This window comes from Serratia sp. YWN4, from assembly GCF_055790845.1.
Genome location: NZ_CM147696.1, coordinates 3,461,864 through 3,479,871 on the forward strand (window position 1 = coordinate 3,461,864; position 18,008 = coordinate 3,479,871).

At 49.6% G+C, this 18,008-nt stretch carries 12 protein-coding genes and 1 tRNA gene; 4 read left to right on the forward strand and 9 right to left on the reverse strand.

Annotated features, from left to right (window positions below):
• Positions 1 to 29 precede the first annotated feature (29 nt).
• Positions 30 to 509 carry an Hcp family type VI secretion system effector gene (locus ACX9GT_RS16320; RefSeq protein ID WP_473187758.1) on the reverse strand — a complete coding sequence of 160 codons (480 nt, stop codon included), beginning with the start codon at positions 507 to 509 and terminating at the stop codon, positions 30 to 32.
• Positions 510 to 680: 171 nt separating this feature from the next.
• Here ACX9GT_RS16320 and ACX9GT_RS16325 point away from each other — a divergent pair, with 171 nt between their 5' ends.
• Positions 681 to 926 (forward strand): hypothetical protein, encoded by a 246-nt coding sequence (locus ACX9GT_RS16325; RefSeq protein WP_473187759.1) that lies wholly within the window; start codon positions 681 to 683, stop codon positions 924 to 926.
• A gap of 1,071 nt (positions 927 to 1,997) precedes the next feature.
• On the opposite strand, the gene ACX9GT_RS16330 is transcribed toward ACX9GT_RS16325, so the two are convergent.
• The 6 genes from ACX9GT_RS16330 to osmE form a co-directional block, all read right to left on the reverse strand.
• Positions 1,998 to 4,256 (reverse strand): DUF927 domain-containing protein, encoded by a 2,259-nt coding sequence (locus ACX9GT_RS16330; protein WP_473187760.1) that lies wholly within the window; start codon positions 4,254 to 4,256, stop codon positions 1,998 to 2,000.
• A 95-nt stretch (positions 4,257 to 4,351) separates the two neighbouring features.
• Complete coding sequence (locus ACX9GT_RS16335) at positions 4,352 to 4,705, reverse strand: hypothetical protein (RefSeq protein ID WP_473187761.1); 354 nt, start codon at positions 4,703 to 4,705, stop codon at positions 4,352 to 4,354.
• A gap of 21 nt (positions 4,706 to 4,726) precedes the next feature.
• Positions 4,727 to 5,503 (reverse strand): hypothetical protein, encoded by a 777-nt coding sequence (locus tag ACX9GT_RS16340; protein ID WP_473187762.1) that lies wholly within the window; start codon positions 5,501 to 5,503, stop codon positions 4,727 to 4,729.
• On the reverse strand, positions 5,493 to 6,677 hold the full coding sequence (locus ACX9GT_RS16345; RefSeq protein ID WP_473187763.1) for a phage integrase: 1,185 nt from the start codon (positions 6,675 to 6,677) through the stop codon (positions 5,493 to 5,495). The genes ACX9GT_RS16340 and ACX9GT_RS16345 overlap by 11 nt, the downstream gene beginning before the upstream one ends.
• A gap of 84 nt (positions 6,678 to 6,761) precedes the next feature.
• Positions 6,762 to 6,849, reverse strand: a tRNA-Ser gene (locus ACX9GT_RS16350).
• 157 nt (positions 6,850 to 7,006) lie between these two features.
• Complete coding sequence (gene osmE / locus ACX9GT_RS16355; RefSeq protein WP_473187764.1) at positions 7,007 to 7,336, reverse strand: osmotically-inducible lipoprotein OsmE; 330 nt, start codon at positions 7,334 to 7,336, stop codon at positions 7,007 to 7,009.
• Positions 7,337 to 7,656: 320 nt separating this feature from the next.
• On the opposite strand from osmE, the gene ACX9GT_RS16360 reads away from it, so the two are divergent.
• The 3 genes from ACX9GT_RS16360 to rcsB are packed head-to-tail and all read left to right on the forward strand — an operon-like array spanning position 7,657 to position 12,176.
• On the forward strand, positions 7,657 to 8,811 hold the full coding sequence (locus ACX9GT_RS16360; protein WP_473187765.1) for an MFS transporter: 1,155 nt from the start codon (positions 7,657 to 7,659) through the stop codon (positions 8,809 to 8,811).
• 13 nt (positions 8,812 to 8,824) lie between these two features.
• Positions 8,825 to 11,533 carry a phosphotransferase RcsD gene (gene rcsD, locus ACX9GT_RS16365; protein WP_473187766.1) on the forward strand — a complete coding sequence of 903 codons (2,709 nt, stop codon included), beginning with the start codon at positions 8,825 to 8,827 and terminating at the stop codon, positions 11,531 to 11,533.
• Complete coding sequence (gene rcsB / locus ACX9GT_RS16370) at positions 11,526 to 12,176, forward strand: response regulator transcription factor RcsB (protein ID WP_025122830.1); 651 nt, start codon at positions 11,526 to 11,528, stop codon at positions 12,174 to 12,176. Before rcsD ends, rcsB begins: the two co-directional genes overlap by 8 nt.
• A 54-nt stretch (positions 12,177 to 12,230) precedes the next feature.
• On the opposite strand, the gene rcsC is transcribed toward rcsB, so the two are convergent.
• Together rcsC and gyrA are read right to left on the reverse strand one after the other, a co-directional pair.
• A complete protein-coding gene (rcsC, locus tag ACX9GT_RS16375) occupies positions 12,231 to 15,101 on the reverse strand; it encodes a two-component system sensor histidine kinase RcsC (RefSeq protein ID WP_473187767.1) in 2,871 nt (956 codons plus the stop codon).
• A gap of 182 nt (positions 15,102 to 15,283) precedes the next feature.
• Positions 15,284 to 17,923: a DNA topoisomerase (ATP-hydrolyzing) subunit A gene (gyrA, locus tag ACX9GT_RS16380; protein WP_473187768.1), complete on the reverse strand. Its 2,640-nt coding sequence runs from the start codon at positions 17,921 to 17,923 to the stop codon at positions 15,284 to 15,286.
• Between the last annotated feature and the right edge of the window lie 85 nt (positions 17,924 to 18,008).

An 18,008-nucleotide genomic window follows, 5' to 3' on the forward strand; every position in this document is an offset into this window, starting at 1 on the left:
GGCATGTAACCTACTGCCAGCGATATAAATTAAAACACTCTATCTTCCCACAGGCTATATCCCGTTGTTCCAGCAATATGATGAGTCCACTTTATATCATTATAAGAGACACTCAATAACTCTTCGGGCTGACTATCTGCACTGGTTAGAAGATGTGGGTAATTCATGCCAACACGTTTAATTTTTGCTTTTCTTATTTCAACGGAGAAGTATTTTTCCTGTTGCCCTTGGCTTGACGTTCTATAAAAATCCAAGAGCAAGTACAGTTCTTCATTGTTGGAAATCGCCATACCAATCAGCGGAGTGGCCTTATCAACCGGCTTTGTGATAATGAATGGTTGGTGTGAAGTATGTTGCTCACGGTTAATCCCATGCGTTAACGCATAAACCATGATTTGATCAGCATGCCCCGCTTGGAACTTATTACCAATAGAGTCAAAAGAAGAACACCCGGCAGATATTAACCCCTGCTTCTCACCCGTCAACGTCAAATAAATTAAATTAGCCATGTCACTCCCTTACATGAACACAAAAGACCACAATACACCGCCGAATGCTAAAATTCCAGTCGATGCAAGGATTACATTTTCGCTCCCTCCACGTTCATGTAGCTATTCGCTTGCTCCCCCCCTGAGAGAGTAAAATAGAGATAGTGACAAAAGATGTCACCCGGAGGAACGATGGACTTAATCATTATTGAAGACGGCGAAGAATCCGCCGTAGATCTGGCCTTTAGCGAATTGCCAGAAGAAAAAATTGAAAAACTGAAAAGGCTGACTGAAGGCTTCAACTCTGCGGGTCTGAACTGTAAAACGCCCAGAGGCCTGTTTGTGCAGCAACTGTATGACTACGAAGCCAGATACTTGGCAGAAAGAATAATCAGGATCGTAAATGAACCAGTTCGAATTATTACCCAACGGTATTAAACGGAGTTGCTGGGAGTTGAGCAGAATGGCCGATGACGGGATCATACGGCCCTACCCCAGTTCTGTGTCCCTAAGGCTTGCTAACCACTGCGACATCAGCCAGAGGACCGCCAAGAGGCATCTGAGGCTACTCCTTGCCAGTGGCTGGCTAGAGCGTCTGCCGGGAAGACTGGCATGGTATCGGTGTTACTTTGTGACGAAACCCGAAAGGGGAGCGTAACAGAAAATCGTTGAGTTGACGGCTTGTAACGCTGTTACGATTGATACTTCTAAAAACAACCTATATCTACACCGTCTGGCTGACAGGATTCAAAATCAGTCAGAAAGCGTTCAAAATACAACTAGGTAGGAACCCACGCCTCAGTGGCTAGCCCTTTTGAACACTAATTTTCCTGTCTTGATTTTCAGCCCTGAATTCGCCCTTGCCGTCAAAATCACCACTGACATCGATAGTTTGAGTAAACACCGTAGGTTGCACCTTGGGCGTGTTGCCACAGGCCAGCAATCTTGGCGGTAGCGGGATCCATCTAATTGGTTCTGACGGTAAGACCAGAGATATTCATCCAATTCGACAAGGGTAGGTCATTCATTCTTTTTAGAAGTAACACTCGTGACAGCGTTACAAGCCGTCAGATCAACATTTTTTCTGTTACGATCTATTTACATTTTTCGTTACAAAGTAACAAAGGGAGCCGAGGCTCCCAATGGATTACACAATATATGGCACCACCTCTTGCACTGTTTCAGGTTCTGGCTCACTGCGACCTAGTATAGCCCCTGAGATCGGGTAGATCCGTCGAGTTTTCTCCCCTTGTATCCGTTTGATTACGGCTGCGGAACTCGGTAAAAAACCTCTTTCATGTAACACCTTAGCAACATTACGATGATCTAAGCCACGGCAGAGGTCATCTTTGAAAGCACTTGGGTAAACCCAAAAATCTTGCTCTATTTTCATACCCCAAGTTGGACCATTAAGGTTTTGCCCAAATCGCGACTCTCCCCATTTCTGCAACTGCCCTCTGACCGCCTCGATAGCCTGAGTGGACTCATGCGAGCCCTCGCCACGTTCAGCTAGCCAAGCGTCGAGCAGACCTTTACACCACGGAACGACTCACCTTCGGGCCATCCAGTGACCTCTGAGGCTAACTCCCCTGCTGCTGCCACCAGAGCAAACCGATTGGCGGATCGTTTAATCTGCCCGTCAGCGCCTTCTGGCACTAACCGCAAGAACTCAGCCATTAACATCTTCAGCTTATTAGTAAAACCAACCTTGTCCGACACTACCAGAGACAAAAATGCTCGAGCCGCTGTACCGTAGTAGCTTTTACTGTTGGTATTCAGCATCTCCGCAAAGCTGGCAGCGTCGGGGTAACCGTGCAGTTCTTCGAAGAGGCCCAATCCTTTCCCAGCGTCTGCCGGAATGTCGATAAAGCGAACTTCTTGTCCTGCTCTGACTTGCCGCCCAGCCTGCTGCATCAGGTTCGACAAAGAAACCTCCCCTGCCGAAACAAAGATGATCCTCCATGTTCTCAACTTCGCAGCTTTCCCTCCTCGATCGGCTCTCTGCTTGCTAGAGCCATTACCCATCATATAAACGGACTTAGCTGCTTCCGTTGGATTCTCATCCGCCATCTGCCCCAATTCATCAATAGGCAACGTCGAATCGTTGTGGGCAACGGCAACGCCTTCTAAGCCATTGGAAGTTGCCCGCCACGTCACAAGCTTATCAGCCGCCCCCCAGACCGACTTGCAGAGCCTCAGTGCCGTCGTCTTACCTCTACTACTTTCACTGCGAATGTGAAAGCCGCCGGACTCCAGCGACTGGTCTAGCTCCAGCAGAGGGCCAGCAAATGCCGCTGCAACCATCAAAATCAGCCGACTATTTCCTACACAGTGGGATGATATTTCCTTTTGCCACTCTGCCAACGTCCCGGATTGCTCATAACCTGCTGGAGCCCCGGACATTGATTGATAAACGACCTTTTCTGAACTAGCTCCGATAGCTTCATCAGGTAGAACAAAAACATCACCATACCAACCCGTCTGCGACACATTTCGGGCCCGGTCTATCGGTTGCACCGTAGAGATAAAACCAATTAATGCCTTACTTTCATTGGGATCATATTGCAACCCACGAGATGCTAGTGGTTCCAAAACTGCCGATGGATCTTTGACCAGAGCCGACCTCGGTAACGCAAAGACATGCTCATGCTGGTCTAAATCAGCAAACTTGAGAACCAATCCCCACTCTTCGTTAAACTTATCTCGGGATAACGCTACCGGGTATAGTGCCGAACTAATTTGTGCTACATACTCCCCCTTATCAGTTTCCCGTTTCTGGCATAGCCAGCCATTAGCAAAAAAGTAACCTTTTGGTATCCCCATTCGGGCATGGGAAATAACCGGTTCAAGTTGCCGCTTGAGTTCTGCCGTTCCTTCCAGCAGGGCCAGATCGTTTGCATCGGTCGGCTCAGTAGTTTCATCTTGAAATTCCGGGATGAAAATGGCACCACCGACCAACTTTGCAGCCTTCTCTGCGGCATCAACTCCAGCGTTTTTCTCCTTGTATTTGTCGTTGTCAGCAACAATTACGATCGGTACTGTCGTCTTAGAGCGAACACTCTTGGCAACCTCGATTAAGTTGCCACAGTCGATAGCCATAATGCAGGTGTAACCAGTCGCCTCGGAGCAGGATGCCGCCGTAGCGAATCCTTCAGCGATCAATATGGTGCTGTCATCGCCAGGAATAACGTAACAGGCACCTTTTTTACCGCAATCTTTAAAGAAATATTTTGTCCCATCAGGCCAAATACGTTGAGCGGTAATTAACTCCTCTTTATATTCATGGAGAGGGATCACCAACTCATTGCCACGCATTAATATACCATGGCTTGATACCTGTTTCTTTATCAAGTACGGATGCTGTTCCGAGGCACTAGTGAGCGTCTTAAGGAGTTCACCCAAGGCTAATCTATTTTCTGCCAACTGAAGTTGCAATTGCTCATCACGTTGACTTTGTAACTTTTTTAATTCATCTACCTTCTCCTCCTGTTGTTCAGTTGATAATGAATGCAGGCCATCACTACGCCAAATGATCTCGCCTAACTCTTCATGATAACTTTTTGCCATTATCCAATGAATTCTACCATCTTCATCGGATAGTGTTTTTAGGTAACCGCTTGTGCCACCTCTCTTATCTGATGCATCCTTGAATCGAGGATATTCTGAGTCCAAATATTTAAGTTCAGCGTCTTCGGCTGCGATATCATTATCTTTTGCAAGCTGTAATATTTCCTCAAACGCTTTTTCGTTGTGTTCATCTATATTCATTTTTGCTCCTAGCTAGGCTTCAGAGCATAGGGGGACCAGTGACTTCCCCCTAATGGGTGAAGCCTTAAGCGTTTTGCTATAAGATATGAGTTAAATTAACGACATTCGATTTCGAAATAACCAACCCCGCCCAAACAGTCCATAACTATTCTCATGGAGCAATGTCCTCCCCATGCGAAGAATAGATAATAGTCAGACTCTTCGTCATATGTTACCCAGCGATCCTCAATAGTTAAAATATCTTCTAGCAACTCATTAACATAATCACACTTTGCTTCTATCGTCTCCAACTGGCTCAGCTTAATGGCTTTCTCTTTGAAACTATCTTTAGACACACTCATAATGACCTCGTTTAGTTGAAGCGATGGGACAACCCCTTCGCTACTGGCAGTCATTATGAGGTTTTCGGTTTTCAGTCCACTTAACTCGCGGTGCATTTCTTGGATCATAAAAATGCACCTTAAAATAAATTATTTCCCTATTGACTTTTCAATCCACTCCAGAACAAGGGAGTTGAATTCGATTCGCTTACCGCCCCCTCCTTTACCTATCTCTTCCAGTAAATATTTCTTATATATATTGAGGTTATCTGCATGATCAGCGAGAAATGAACCTATCGAATCATATAAATAACTTGGCTTAACTGACTTCTTCATCAATCGATTAATTCTACCCTTATCTTTCACATCTATTTTTAATTCTCTCTTTAAGTCATCAGAAATACTGGCATTGAGGTTTTTCTTGTTTAAATAAGGTGACTTAATATCCTTCTCCAACTCAGAATTTAGCTTATATCTGAACGAGATATAATCCGCAGCCAATTTATTATCAGCATCTTTTTTATCATCTCGAGGGAGCTCCCTTAAGTGAAATAGCGACTGTAAATTCCCTCCATCTTTCTTTATCGCCTTTTTAAATCGACTAGATAAATAGTCTCTCATTTCTCGTGGTATTTCCCAGTCATTATCTAAATAAGTTACTATAACTTTAATTATATTCTCAGCCGATTCTTTCGGGATCTTACCACCACGAATTATTTCGCCAATCGATTTACATTCAATTTCACTGATATCTTTATACACAACCCCTCCCGCCTTAACAATTACAGGACCTAACTTATCATCTGGAATAATCTTTGTTTTATTCTCTATTTGTTTAAGACAGTAAAAAAACTCATCTTCTAAACTTTCTTTATATAACTCTTCTCTATCCCATACGAAATCATGTATATGATCTTCATCGTCCATAAAGGCTCATTCCAGAAAAACTCAAACGTTCCACCGCCTCTACAAGCGGCCCCAGCGGGTAGTTTAACCCACCGTAGTTACGAGAAGAAGAACTTGAAGAGTGGCCGGTAAGGGCATCATGCACAGCTTCATCGATACCGGCCAGTCGGCACATGTCCTTGAAAGTGTGACGGAATGAATGGAACACCATCCGTTTATCGGTAACGCCACAGACATTGCGGAGATAGCGACCGAACCACTTTGACCAGTTACCTGTTAGGGTGCCAAACACGTCAGCTTTTAGCTGGTGGAAGATGCGGTCACCCTTCTGTTTCTTGGCAAAATCGATGAAACCGAGCTTGATCAGTTCAGGATGTACCGGTATCCGGCGGCGGCTACCTGCATTCTTGAGGTGCTGCCCTTCTTGCCGGTCATTGATTTCTATCACCCAGGCGGAGCCGTCTTGGTAAGTTTCCTGATGGATGTCTGACGGGTGTAGTTGGCCGATCTCCTCCAGCCGAGCACCGGTATAGAGTGCTAACAGTGGCAGCCAATAGGATGCCTCTCCGGCCCCTGCCTTCGGCCTATCGCCATTGAACACCGGGGAGGTGAAGACTTTTTTGAGTGATACCTCGTCGAACGGTAGCCGCTTCTCTTTGGAGTGCTGGGTATCCTTCAGGCTGAGGCCTTCTGTTGGATTACGTTCCACTGTCTCATCGTCAACGGCAAGCGTAAACAGGCTGCTCAAGGCGGCCAAGTAGTTATTTACCGTTTTGACACTCAACCCCTGCTCTTTCAGTGCATCCCTGAAAGTACGGCAATCGGTTCTACTGATAGTTTTAACATGGTCATTGCCAACAATTTCAGCAAAGCGGCTTAAGGCCCTGACGTACAGGTCACGGGTTTTCGGTGCCTTCTCGCCATTCGATAGCCATTGCTGATGAAGATCGGCCAGTTTCGGCCCTGTGGGTATGATTTCGTAGTCTGGCAGGCTATTTACAGTTTCACCTTGCAGGCGAGCGAATTCGTTGTCCCAACGGCAGCCTTCTAATCGGGCCAGCCTTTCTGCTTCGGAGCGATTGGATGTGCCTAAGGCCTTGAGGATTTCTGTACGTTGAAAATGGGGGATTAGAGATAAAGGGATACGACGACGGAAGTAGTAGCGTGAGCCACGTTTTGCGAGATGAGTACACATAAAAAAATCCCCTGTGTAGCATCTGTGTGTAGCAACAGGGGATTTTAAGTAAAAAACCGTTATAAAACAGTCTTTAAGAATAGGTGGCGGAAGGACAGAGATTCGAACTCTGGGACAGTCGCCCGTCGACGGTTTTCAAGACCGTTGCCTTAAACCACTCGGCCATCCTTCCAATGGGCGCAGATATTAGCGATACCGTTATGAAATGTCTACTGTTCCTATACAAAAAAATGCAGAGAAACGTTCACTTGCTTAAATTTCAGACCACTAGCGGTTAAAAAATAAAGAACCGCGTAAAAACGAGGTTCTTTTATAATAACCGATGGTGATTATTTAGGCTGGGCATCGTAATCGGAACAACTCTGATAGCCTTTGTTCATCACATGGCCCGTATCGTTAAAGCTGACAAAATAGGTTTGCGCTTTTCCATCACGCGGCGCCACGGCATAAGTATCACAGGTCCCTTGCGCGTGGATCAATGTTGCAGAAGTCGATGGCGGCCCGGCAATCGCACGCACTTGCTGTTTAGTCATCCCGACTTTTACATCGCTTACCACAGGCTCCTTCACATAACTCGCAGCCCTGTCGTAAACGGTACAGCCAGCAAGAACAGAAAATGCCGCCGCAATGCAAACGGTTAAGATCAGTTTCGTTGTCATAGCTCATCCTGTTGAAATGCATTTGTCGTGCCCTAAGCCTAGAAGGCGAAAGGTATTCCTACAAATTGCATTTTGTCTCTTAGTGCTCAAAGCTCTGTCGCAAATTTGCGCACTCAGTAGTTAACCCAAATGCTCGGAGTCACCAACTCCAGCAAATGCTGATCAGGATCGCGAGAATAAATACTTTCCCCACCATGCTCCCAATACCTACCCCCAAGCATGGATGATAACCACGCGAATCCTTTCGACCGCGATCGCAGATTGTGATAAAAACAGGGGTTCATTTTAGCCACTTATACGAAATCGATCCCCATACCCACATGACAGCCACTTTGTGCAGTGAACAGCGTAAACCCGGTGTACCAGAACAGGTAGCCACTCGCCTGGCGTTTTTTATCGCCGGTATTGGTATGGCCGCCTGGGCTCCTCTGGTGCCTTTTGCCAAAACGCGCATCAATATTGATGATGGCTCATTAGGCTTACTGCTGCTGTGCATTGGTGCAGGTTCAATGCTGGCAATGCCACTGACGGGGTTGTTGACCGGAAAATTCGGCTGTCGGCGCGTGATCCTGCTCGCCGGGCTGGTACTTTGCATCGATTTACCGCTGCTTGTCATCATGGAGTCAACGGCAGGAATGGCCTTGGCATTACTGCTGTTTGGCGCGGCAATCGGCATGATTGATGTGGCCATGAATATACAGGCAGTGGTGGTTGAACGCGCCAGTGGGCGGGCCATGATGTCTGGCTTCCACGGTTTTTTCAGCGTTGGCGGTATCGTGGGTGCCGGTGGCGTCAGCGCGCTGTTGTGGTTGGGGCTCGGGCCGCTTCAGGCCACGCTGGTGGTCGTTGCCATGATTTTGGCGTTACTTTCCATTGCCAGTAAAAACCTGCTGCGGGAAAGCGGCGGTAATGCCGGTGGCCCGATGTTTGTGCTGCCACGTGGCTGGGTGATGTTCATCGGTTTGCTGTGCTTTATTATGTTTCTGGCTGAAGGTGCGATGCTCGATTGGAGCGCACTGTTTCTGACCACGTTGCGCGGTATGGATCACAGCCAGGCGGGGCTGGGATATGCGCTGTTTTCTATCACTATGACGCTCGGCAGGCTGAATGGCGATCGGATGGTCAATGCCATGGGAAGATACCAGGTGCTGTTATTGGGCAGCCTGTGTGCGGCGATCGGCCTGGTGTTAGCGATTTCCATCGACAACGTGATGACCTCGCTGCTCGGGTTTATGCTGGTCGGCATCGGTGCTTCCAACGTGGTCCCCATTCTGTTTACCGCCGCGGGCAATCAGCAGGCGATGCCCGCTAACCTGGCTATCGCATCGGTCACCACTGTCGGCTATGCCGGTATTCTCGCAGGCCCGGCGTTGATCGGCTTTATCGCCCAACTCTCCAGCCTGACGTTTGCCTTGGCCTGCGTCGCTACATTACTGCTGGTGGTTACCGCAAGCGCTAAAGCGATCACCCGCTAACACGAAGGGTATAATGCAAAATAAACGGCTGACTATCAGTTCCAGCTACATCACCCGCTGTTTCTGGCTGTTCATCGTGCTGCTGGCGGTGGCTCTTGGCCTGTATGGCTATAACTACACCAATGCTTATCTGGCGGAAAAGAAATATTCCGTCAATACCATCGCCAATACCCTGCAAAAGCGGATTGATAACTATCGCTATATCACTTACCAGATCTACGACCGATTTGGTAACACGACGGCGCAACCCGCCGAGGCCAGCCGACAGGAAACCCGCCTGCATCCAGATATTTATTACGTTGAAAAATTGCGTAAGAAAACCGATGCGGTGATTTTTGGCAGTCACGACAGCAGTACGCTGACGATGGTCGCCAACATTTCAGACTTCCTTGATGTCCGTTGGGGAGCCAAAACCGAAAGTTATACCCTGTACTACCTCAACGGGCAGGACAACAGCCTGAGCCTGGTGACAACCCAATCGCTGAAAGAACTGACTTCGCGGCTGAAGGAGAATTACCTCACCACTTTAGCCTCAGAGCGCCGGGCGGAAATGCTGCAACAGGCCAATATGCTGGACGAACGCGAAAGTTTTTCAGGCCTGCGCAAGCAACGCTTTCAGAATGCTTATTCGTTTTCGATCCGCACAACCTTTAATCAACCAGGGCACTTAGCGACGGTGATCGCCTTTGACCTGCCGATTAACGACATCATTCCGTTGCATATGGCCCGCTCCAACTTCCTGCTGTTGCCCGACGGTGGCGAGATAGATGAAAGCGCAGTACCCAGCGAAACGATCACCGATACCAGCGTCGCATTGAAAGGCAGTTGGGTTGAATTCAGCGTTGCACTGCCAAACGCGCCGCTAAAATTGGTTTACCGCGTTTCTGCCATCAATCTGGCCATCGATCTGCTACGCAACAACCTCTGGTTGCTGGTGACTAATCTGCTGCTGATAGTGCTGTCGATGATGGGCATTTACTTTATCCGCCAACAATACATTCGGCCGAGCGAAAATATGGCCGTCGAGTTGGAAAAAGAGCGCGCGCTGAATCGGGAGATCGTCGCCAGCCTCCCTTCAGGGCTGCTGGTGTATGACTTTGCCAGCAACCGCGTGATTATCAGCAACAAAATTGCCGAGCACCTGCTGCCACATCTCAGCCTGCAAAAAATCGCGCATATGGCAAAGCAGCATCATGGGGTGATTCAGGTCACGGTAAATAACGAAGTTTATGAAATCCGGATTTTCAACAGCCAGTTATCACCCGAAACTTACCTGTTCCTGTTAAGCGATCAGGACAGAGAGGTGTTGGTCAACAAGCGATTACAGCTGGCTCGCCGTGAGTACGATAAAAACGTCCAGGCACGCAAGCTGATGCTGCATAATCTGGGGATCGAACTCAATCAACCGGTTCAGCAGATGCATGCGTTGGCCGAGCGCCTGCGCACGCCAGCCGACGAAGAACAGCAGCAGACGCTGCTCAACCAACTGAATCTGGTTTCGTCGTCGGTGCTGAGCCTGATCGAAAATATCACCCTGCTTACACGATTGGAAACACAGGAGTGGCAGCCTTCGCTCCAGCCTTTCAGCCCTTCGGCCCTGATCGATGAACTGCTGTTGGATGCCCTGCCAGCGATCAATCAGAAAGGATTAGCACTGTTCAACCACTTCCAACTGGATGTTAACCAGCAATATATCGGCGATGCCAACGCATTGCGCAAAGTTATCTCGCTGTTGATTCACTATGCCATTATTACCACCGCCTACGGCAAGATTACGCTGATCGCCGAACATGAGGTGAATCACCCCAATCATCTGCTGTTCCATATCAACGATACGGGTTCGGGCATTTCCGATGAGGAAATCAGCAATCTGACTTATCCTTTCCTTAGCCAAACGTTGGTCGATCGCTTCAGCCAAGGCTCTGGGCTGACTTTCTTCCTGTGTCATCAACTGTGTAAAAAGCTGAACGGCCGGTTGGATATCCACAGCAAAATCGACCTCGGCACGCGCTATACCATCCATGTCACCTTGGAGTTGAAAGAGAACGAACAGGAAGAGGAAGCGCAGGAAAAGTTGCTGGATGGGGTAACGGCGCTGCTGGACATCACCTCAGAAGAGATTCGCAATATTGTCACTCGCCTGCTGAATGCTTATGGAGCCAACTGTATCGTTGCTGAAGAGCACCAACTTAATCGTGATTATGACGTGCTGCTGACCGATAACCCGCAGCAAGCCGATGACTATACGCTGCTGCTAGCCAGCGATGAAAGCGGCTGGCAGCGGCTCGACAAACGCTACGTCCAAGTAAACTATAATCTGAGTGGCGCGATGATCGACGCTATTCTGATGCTGATGGAACAGCAGATGGCCGCACTGGATCAGGAAGAAAACCCGCTATCTTTGAAGACAGAAGATATACAACACTATGAAAAACAATTGAAATCAAGTGATTACTATGGTTTGTTTACTGATACAGTACCCGATGATGTCAAAAAACTGTATACTGAGGCGAGCAGCAGTGATTTTGCTGCACTGGCTCAAACCGCACACCGCCTGAAAGGCGCGTTTGCTATGTTAAATCTGCTTCCCGGCAAGCAATTGTGTGAATCGTTAGAACAGCACATCGCGGACGGTGATGCGCTTAATATCGAGAATAACATCAGTCAGATTGATTTTTTTGTCAGTAGACTGCTGCAGCAAGGTAGCCAACAACATGAATAACCTGAACGTAATTATTGCTGATGACCATCCTATCGTATTGTTTGGCATCCGGAAGTCACTTGAGCAAATTGAATGGGTGAATGTCGTTGGGGAGTTTGAAGACTCGACAGCGCTGATTAACAATCTGTCCAAACTGGATGCGAACGTGTTGATCACCGATCTTTCGATGCCTGGTGACAAATACGGCGACGGCATTACGCTAATTAAATATATCAAACGCCATTATCCACAATTGTCGATCATTGTTCTGACCATGAACAACAACCCGGCAATTCTCAGCGCCGTGCTGGATTTGGATATCGAAGGCATCGTGCTGAAGCAAGGTGCGCCAACCGATCTGCCTAAGGCACTGGCTGCATTGCAGAAAGGCAAGAAGTTTACGCCGGAAAGCGTGTCCAAACTGCTGGAGAAGATTAACGCCAGCGGTTACGGTGACAAACGTCTTTCTCCGAAAGAGAGCGAAGTGTTGCGCCTGTTCGCTGAAGGTTTCCTGGTGACCGAGATCGCCAAGAAGCTGAACCGCAGCATCAAAACCATCAGCAGCCAAAAGAAGTCGGCAATGATGAAGCTGGGCGTTGATAACGATATTGCCCTGCTTAACTATCTCTCCTCCGTCAGCATGACGCAGTTGGATAAAGACTAAGCTCCCATGGGCGAACGAAAAAGGGCGCATCAGTTATGCGCCCTTTTGTTTTTTCTACACCTCTTCCGTTTCGATCCTGTTCCGCCGCACCTGCTGGCTGTAATAAGACAACGTCTGATTGAGCGTTTCCAAGGTTACCGGCTTCGACAGGCAATCATCCATCCCAGCCTCGATACAGCGCTGTTTTTCTTCCGCCAGAGCATTAGCCGTCACGCCAATCACCGGAGCGACAAAATGCAGCTGACGTAAGCGCTGCGTTAAACGGTAACCATCCATATTTGGCATGTTTACGTCGGTCAGGACAATATCCACCGTATTGTGATTCAAGACCGCCAACGCATCGACACCGTCATTAGCGGTAATCACCTGATAACCCAGCGAAGCCAGTTGATCAGACAACAAGCGGCGATTGATCGGGTGATCGTCCACCACCAGCAAACGGATATCTCCGTTATCCACCACGCTGGCTTTCGCTGGCAATGGCAGTTGTACCAAAGGTTTGAGATGCTCACTCTCAACACCGAACAGGCGATTCAACAGCACAATGGTGTCTCGCGATGTTGAAGTGCTGTGCATCCAGTAACCCGGATGCGTTTCCAATGAAGGCCCAATGTGCCCGATAGAAAATTCAATTTGCGCCAATAATGGCGTCGCCACCTGCATCGGGTAGTCACTGAGCAAAACATCGCCCGCTACCGTATCTTGCCCTTCATGGCGCAGTACGAGCGCGCCATACCCCCCGAGAATGGTCATCAGATAACTTTCCAATCGCTGATTACGGATCTGCAACCACAGGGTTTTCCCCTGCCAGGTGTCGCTGGCCTGCGGCAGCGGGAACTGTGCCCCGAACAGGGGAATGCGGATGTTGAACATACTGCCGAGCCCCGGTTCAGACTCTACGGCGATGTCGCCATCCATCAGGTTGATGAGCTTCTCACAAATCGCCAACCCCAAACCGGTGCCCTGGAAGTGGCGCTGCACACCGCTGCCAACCTGAAAGAAAGGATCGAACAGGCGGGGGATTTCTTTCTCTGGGATGCCTACGCCGGTATCGCGCACGCTGAACTCCAGATAGTTATTACGGGTACACACCTGCAAGATGATGCAACCGGTGTCGGTAAATTTGATCGCATTACTCAGCAGATTGGATAAAACCTGCTGCAAACGTACCGGATCGCCATGAAGGCGCTCTGGGACGTTTTGTTCGATGAAACAGTACAACCCGAGGTGCTTCTTCACCACCAGCGGCAGATAGTTGCCCGCAATATGGGTGATCACTTCCAGGCAAGAGAACTCACGCGGCTCAATTTTTAGCTGCTCAGACTCAATCTTGGAGAAGTCCAGAATATCGCTGATGATCTTCAGCAACAGCCCCGATGAGTTGTTCATCGCATTGACCAAGCGCTCCACCCCTTGCGGCAATTCCTTGGTCTGCAACAGATCCAGGTTACCGATAATGCCGTACAGCGGGGTGCGCAGCTCGTGGCTGACGGTGGCGAGGAACATCGATTTCGACTGACTGGCCTGCTCCGCCGCCGCCGCCATCTCCTGCAACGACTCTTCCATCTTCACGCGAGCGCTCACATCCACCAGCACGCAGATCGCCACATCTTCGTTACGATAGCGGGAATGCACAAAACTGATTTGCAGGTTGTTATTATTGCTGGTCATCACATCGACAAAATTCGCCTGCTGTTCGCAGATAATCCGCGTAATGCGTTCGCGATCTTCGTGAGTCAACAGGTTGATATAGTTATGTGCCAACTCATTACTCAGAATATTGCTGCCGTCACTGATACGCAGAATACAGATCCCGACCGGGGCCGAAGCCACGATCTTACGGTTGAACTGCTCGTGTTCCTCCAGACGAAAAGCATTCTCCTCTGCGGGTAGGAACATTTTGCGTTCAAACAACCAAGCCAGACTAAACAACACCACCGCCGACAGTAAGTTCAGCAGCACCGCATTGAGGATCAATACTTTAAAGCGCTCCGCTACGCTTTTCACCGGCAGTGAATACACAATACTGAGCGATGATGGTGGCAATGCCTTCTTCATGATCAGATCGTGATAGCTATCGACATAGCCAAAATACGCATGAGCCTGTGGATAGGTATAAAGTGAAGAGGCGTAGCGCTCGCCGTTCGTCAGGCGTAATACCGGTTCGTTGTTATCATCCAGCAACGTGACGCTCACCGGCAGGTTGCCCGAAGTGACAAAATCCTCCAGACGAATGGTTTGCTCAATCCCCAGCAACGCTTCCAGCTTGTTGCCAATATAGAGCGGTGTCATGACATACAGATAGCCGACATCTGGCCGCTGGGTGCTAGGGCTGACCCAGTAGAGATTGTTGCCTTTATCCAGGTTGTTGGTATTACGGTATTTCAGTATCTGCTCATGCAGCGACTTCAAGACATTTTGCCGATCGGCCGTACCGCCGCTGCCAAACTCCGCCATACACAGGCTGTCACCGCCAATAAAAAACACCCGGTTGAGGTCATAGGCAGCAACAAAGTTCTCTTTCCAGTATTGGATCAGGCTGTTCAGCGAAGTGAGGGATTCGTGATAAGCGCTATTGAGGGCACAGTTGGACTCAGGATAAAGCGGTATAAAATTTAGTGGGGCATTATTCTTACCGTTAATGACGCTGGTAAACACATCCAGACTGCCAGCAGAACGGTTAAGACGATTTTCCGCCATATATTTGATATCGCGGATAATGTCAGAAGAATGGCGAATATACCCCTGCGCCTGATCGAAATTGAGGTTAAATTCCTGCCGGATATCTGATTCTTTCTCATGCAGGATATCCAGAATATAGAACGTCGTCAGCAACGCCCCCAGTGACCACAACATGAGCGCCAGCACCCGAAACAGATAGCGGGAAATCTTTAAAGTGGTGCGGAAAGAGGCTAAATATTTCAATCGGATACCATATCAACATGAGTGGTAACGCGCGTGTTCGTCACAAAAATAACGATTCCGGGGAAACACCGCTGGATCATATTGGCAATTAAACCATATAACTGAAAAAGGGCCTAGCATCGCTGCCAAGCCCTTGGTTTTACCGCTCTGATAACAGGTTCAACCGTTATCTATGGCAAACCTTATGCGTCTTCGTCGTCAGGCGCGATGTCGTCGTCACCATCATCGAGCGGCGTACTCTCTTCTTCCGCTTCCGCAACACCCGGCTCAAGGCTATCCAACTCCTCGTCCTCAACCGGTTCGGCGACGCGTTGCAGGCCAACAACGTTCTCGTCCTCAGCAGTGCGGATCAACGTCACACCTTGGGTATTACGGCCAACCACGCTGACTTCCGCCACACGGGTACGCACCAAAGTACCGGCATCGGTGATCATCATGATCTGATCGGTGGTTTCTACCTGTACTGCGCCGACCACCCGACCATTACGCTCGCTCACCTTGATCGAGATAACCCCTTGGGTCGCACGCGACTTGGTAGGATATTCCGTCACTGCGGTACGCTTGCCGTAACCATTCTGGGTTACCGTCAGGATATCGCCTTCGCCACGAGGAATGATCAGCGAAACCACGCTGCTGCCTTCACCGAGGTTGATACCACGCACACCGGTGGCAGTACGGCCCATCGAGCGAACCTGCCCTTCAGGGAAGCGCACTACTTTACCGTTGGAGGAGAACAGCATCACTTCGTTGCTGCCATCGGTCAGATCCACGCCAATCAGTTCGTCACCCTCGTTGAGGTTAACGGCGATGATACCCGCACTGCGCGGACGGCTGAATTCAACCAAGGCCGTTTTCTTCACGGTACCGCTGGCGGTGGCCATAAACACATGGCGGCCTTCTTCGTACTCACGCACCGGCAGAATGGCGGTAATACGTTCGTTGGCTTCCAGCGGCAACAGGTTGACGATTGGGCGGCCACGCGCACCACGGCTGGCTTCAGGCAATTGATACACCTTCATCCAGTACAAACGGCCACGGCTGGAGAAGCACAGGATCGTATCGTGGGTGTTGGCTACCAGCAGGCGATCAATAAAGTCTTCTTCTTTAATACGGGCGGCAGATTTACCTTTACCGCCACGACGCTGAGCTTCGTAGTCGGTCAACGGCTGGTATTTCACATAACCCTGATGCGACAGCGTCACCACCACATCTTCCTGGTTGATCAGGTCTTCGATGTTGATGTCAGAGGTGTTGGCCGTGATTTCGGTACGGCGCTTATCACCGAACTGATCGCGAACCGCTTCCAGCTCTTCACGGATCACTTCCATCAGACGATCCGGGTTTTCCAGAATAAAGATCAGCTCAGCGATCACGTTCAGCAGTTCTTTATATTCGTCCAGCAGCTTCTCGTGCTCCAGGCCGGTCAGTTTCTGCAAGCGCAGATCCAGAATCGCCTGAGCCTGCTGCTCGGTCAGGTAGTACTTGCCATCACGGATGCCGAACTCCGGCTCCAGCCATTCCGGGCGCGCGGCATCGTCACCGGCACGTTCCAGCATGGCACCCACGTTGCCCAAATCCCAAGGTTGTGCAATCAGCGCAACTTTCGCTTCGGCCGGGGTCGGCGCACGGCGGATCAGTTCGATAATCGGATCGATGTTGGCCAACGCAATCGCCAACGCTTCCAGGATGTGCGCACGATCGCGGGCTTTACGCAGTTCGAAAATGGTACGGCGGGTCACCACTTCGCGGCGATGGCGAACAAACGCCTTCAGAATATCTTTCAGGTTCAACAACTTCGGCTGGCCCTGATGCAGCGCCACCATGTTGATACCAAAGGTGACCTGTAGCTGAGTCAGCGAATACAGGTTGTTCAGCACTACTTCACCGACCGCGTCACGTTTGACTTCAATCACGATGCGCATACCGTCTTTGTCAGACTCGTCACGCAGCGCGCTGATGCCTTCAACGCGTTTCTCTTTCACCAGTTCGGCGATCTTCTCGATCAGGCGCGCTTTGTTCACCTGATACGGAATTTCATGCACGATAATGGTTTCGCGGCCGGTTTTAGCGTCGGCTTCCACTTCAGCACGGGCGCGGATATACACCTTGCCACGGCCGGTGCGGTAGGCTTCTTCAATACCACGGCGGCCATTGATGATCGCCGCCGTTGGGAAGTCCGGGCCTGGAATGTGTTCCATCAGGCCTTCGATGCTGATGTTTTCATCATCGATATAGGCCAGACAGCCACTGATAACCTCAGACAGGTTATGCGGCGGAATGTTAGTCGCCATACCCACGGCGATACCGGATGAACCGTTAACCAGCAGGTTGGGGATTTTGGTCGGCATCACCGCCGGGATCTGCTCGGTGCCATCGTAGTTCGGCACGAAATCGACGGTCTCTTTTTCCAGATCCGCCAGCAGTTCGTGAGCAATTTTCGACATGCGCACTTCGGTGTAACGCATTGCCGCGGCGGAGTCGCCATCGACAGAACCGAAGTTACCCTGGCCGTCCACCAACATGTAGCGCAGCGAAAACGGTTGGGCCATACGGACAATGGTGTCATAAACCGCACTGTCACCGTGTGGGTGGTATTTACCGATGACGTCCCCGACGACACGGGCCGATTTCTTGTAGGGTTTATTCCAGTCGTTACCCAATACATTCATCGCGTACAGAACGCGGCGGTGTACCGGCTTCAGTCCATCACGAACATCTGGCAGCGCACGCCCAACAATAACGGACATCGCATAATCCAGATACGAGCTTTTCAGCTCTTCTTCGATATTTACCGGTGTGATTTCTCTGGCAAGGTCGCTCATGGAGCTGCTATCCCTCATACTGAATGATTCATCTGCCCTGGCATAGTGCCAAAGGGGTAAAACTATATCACAAAGCGCGCTTTAC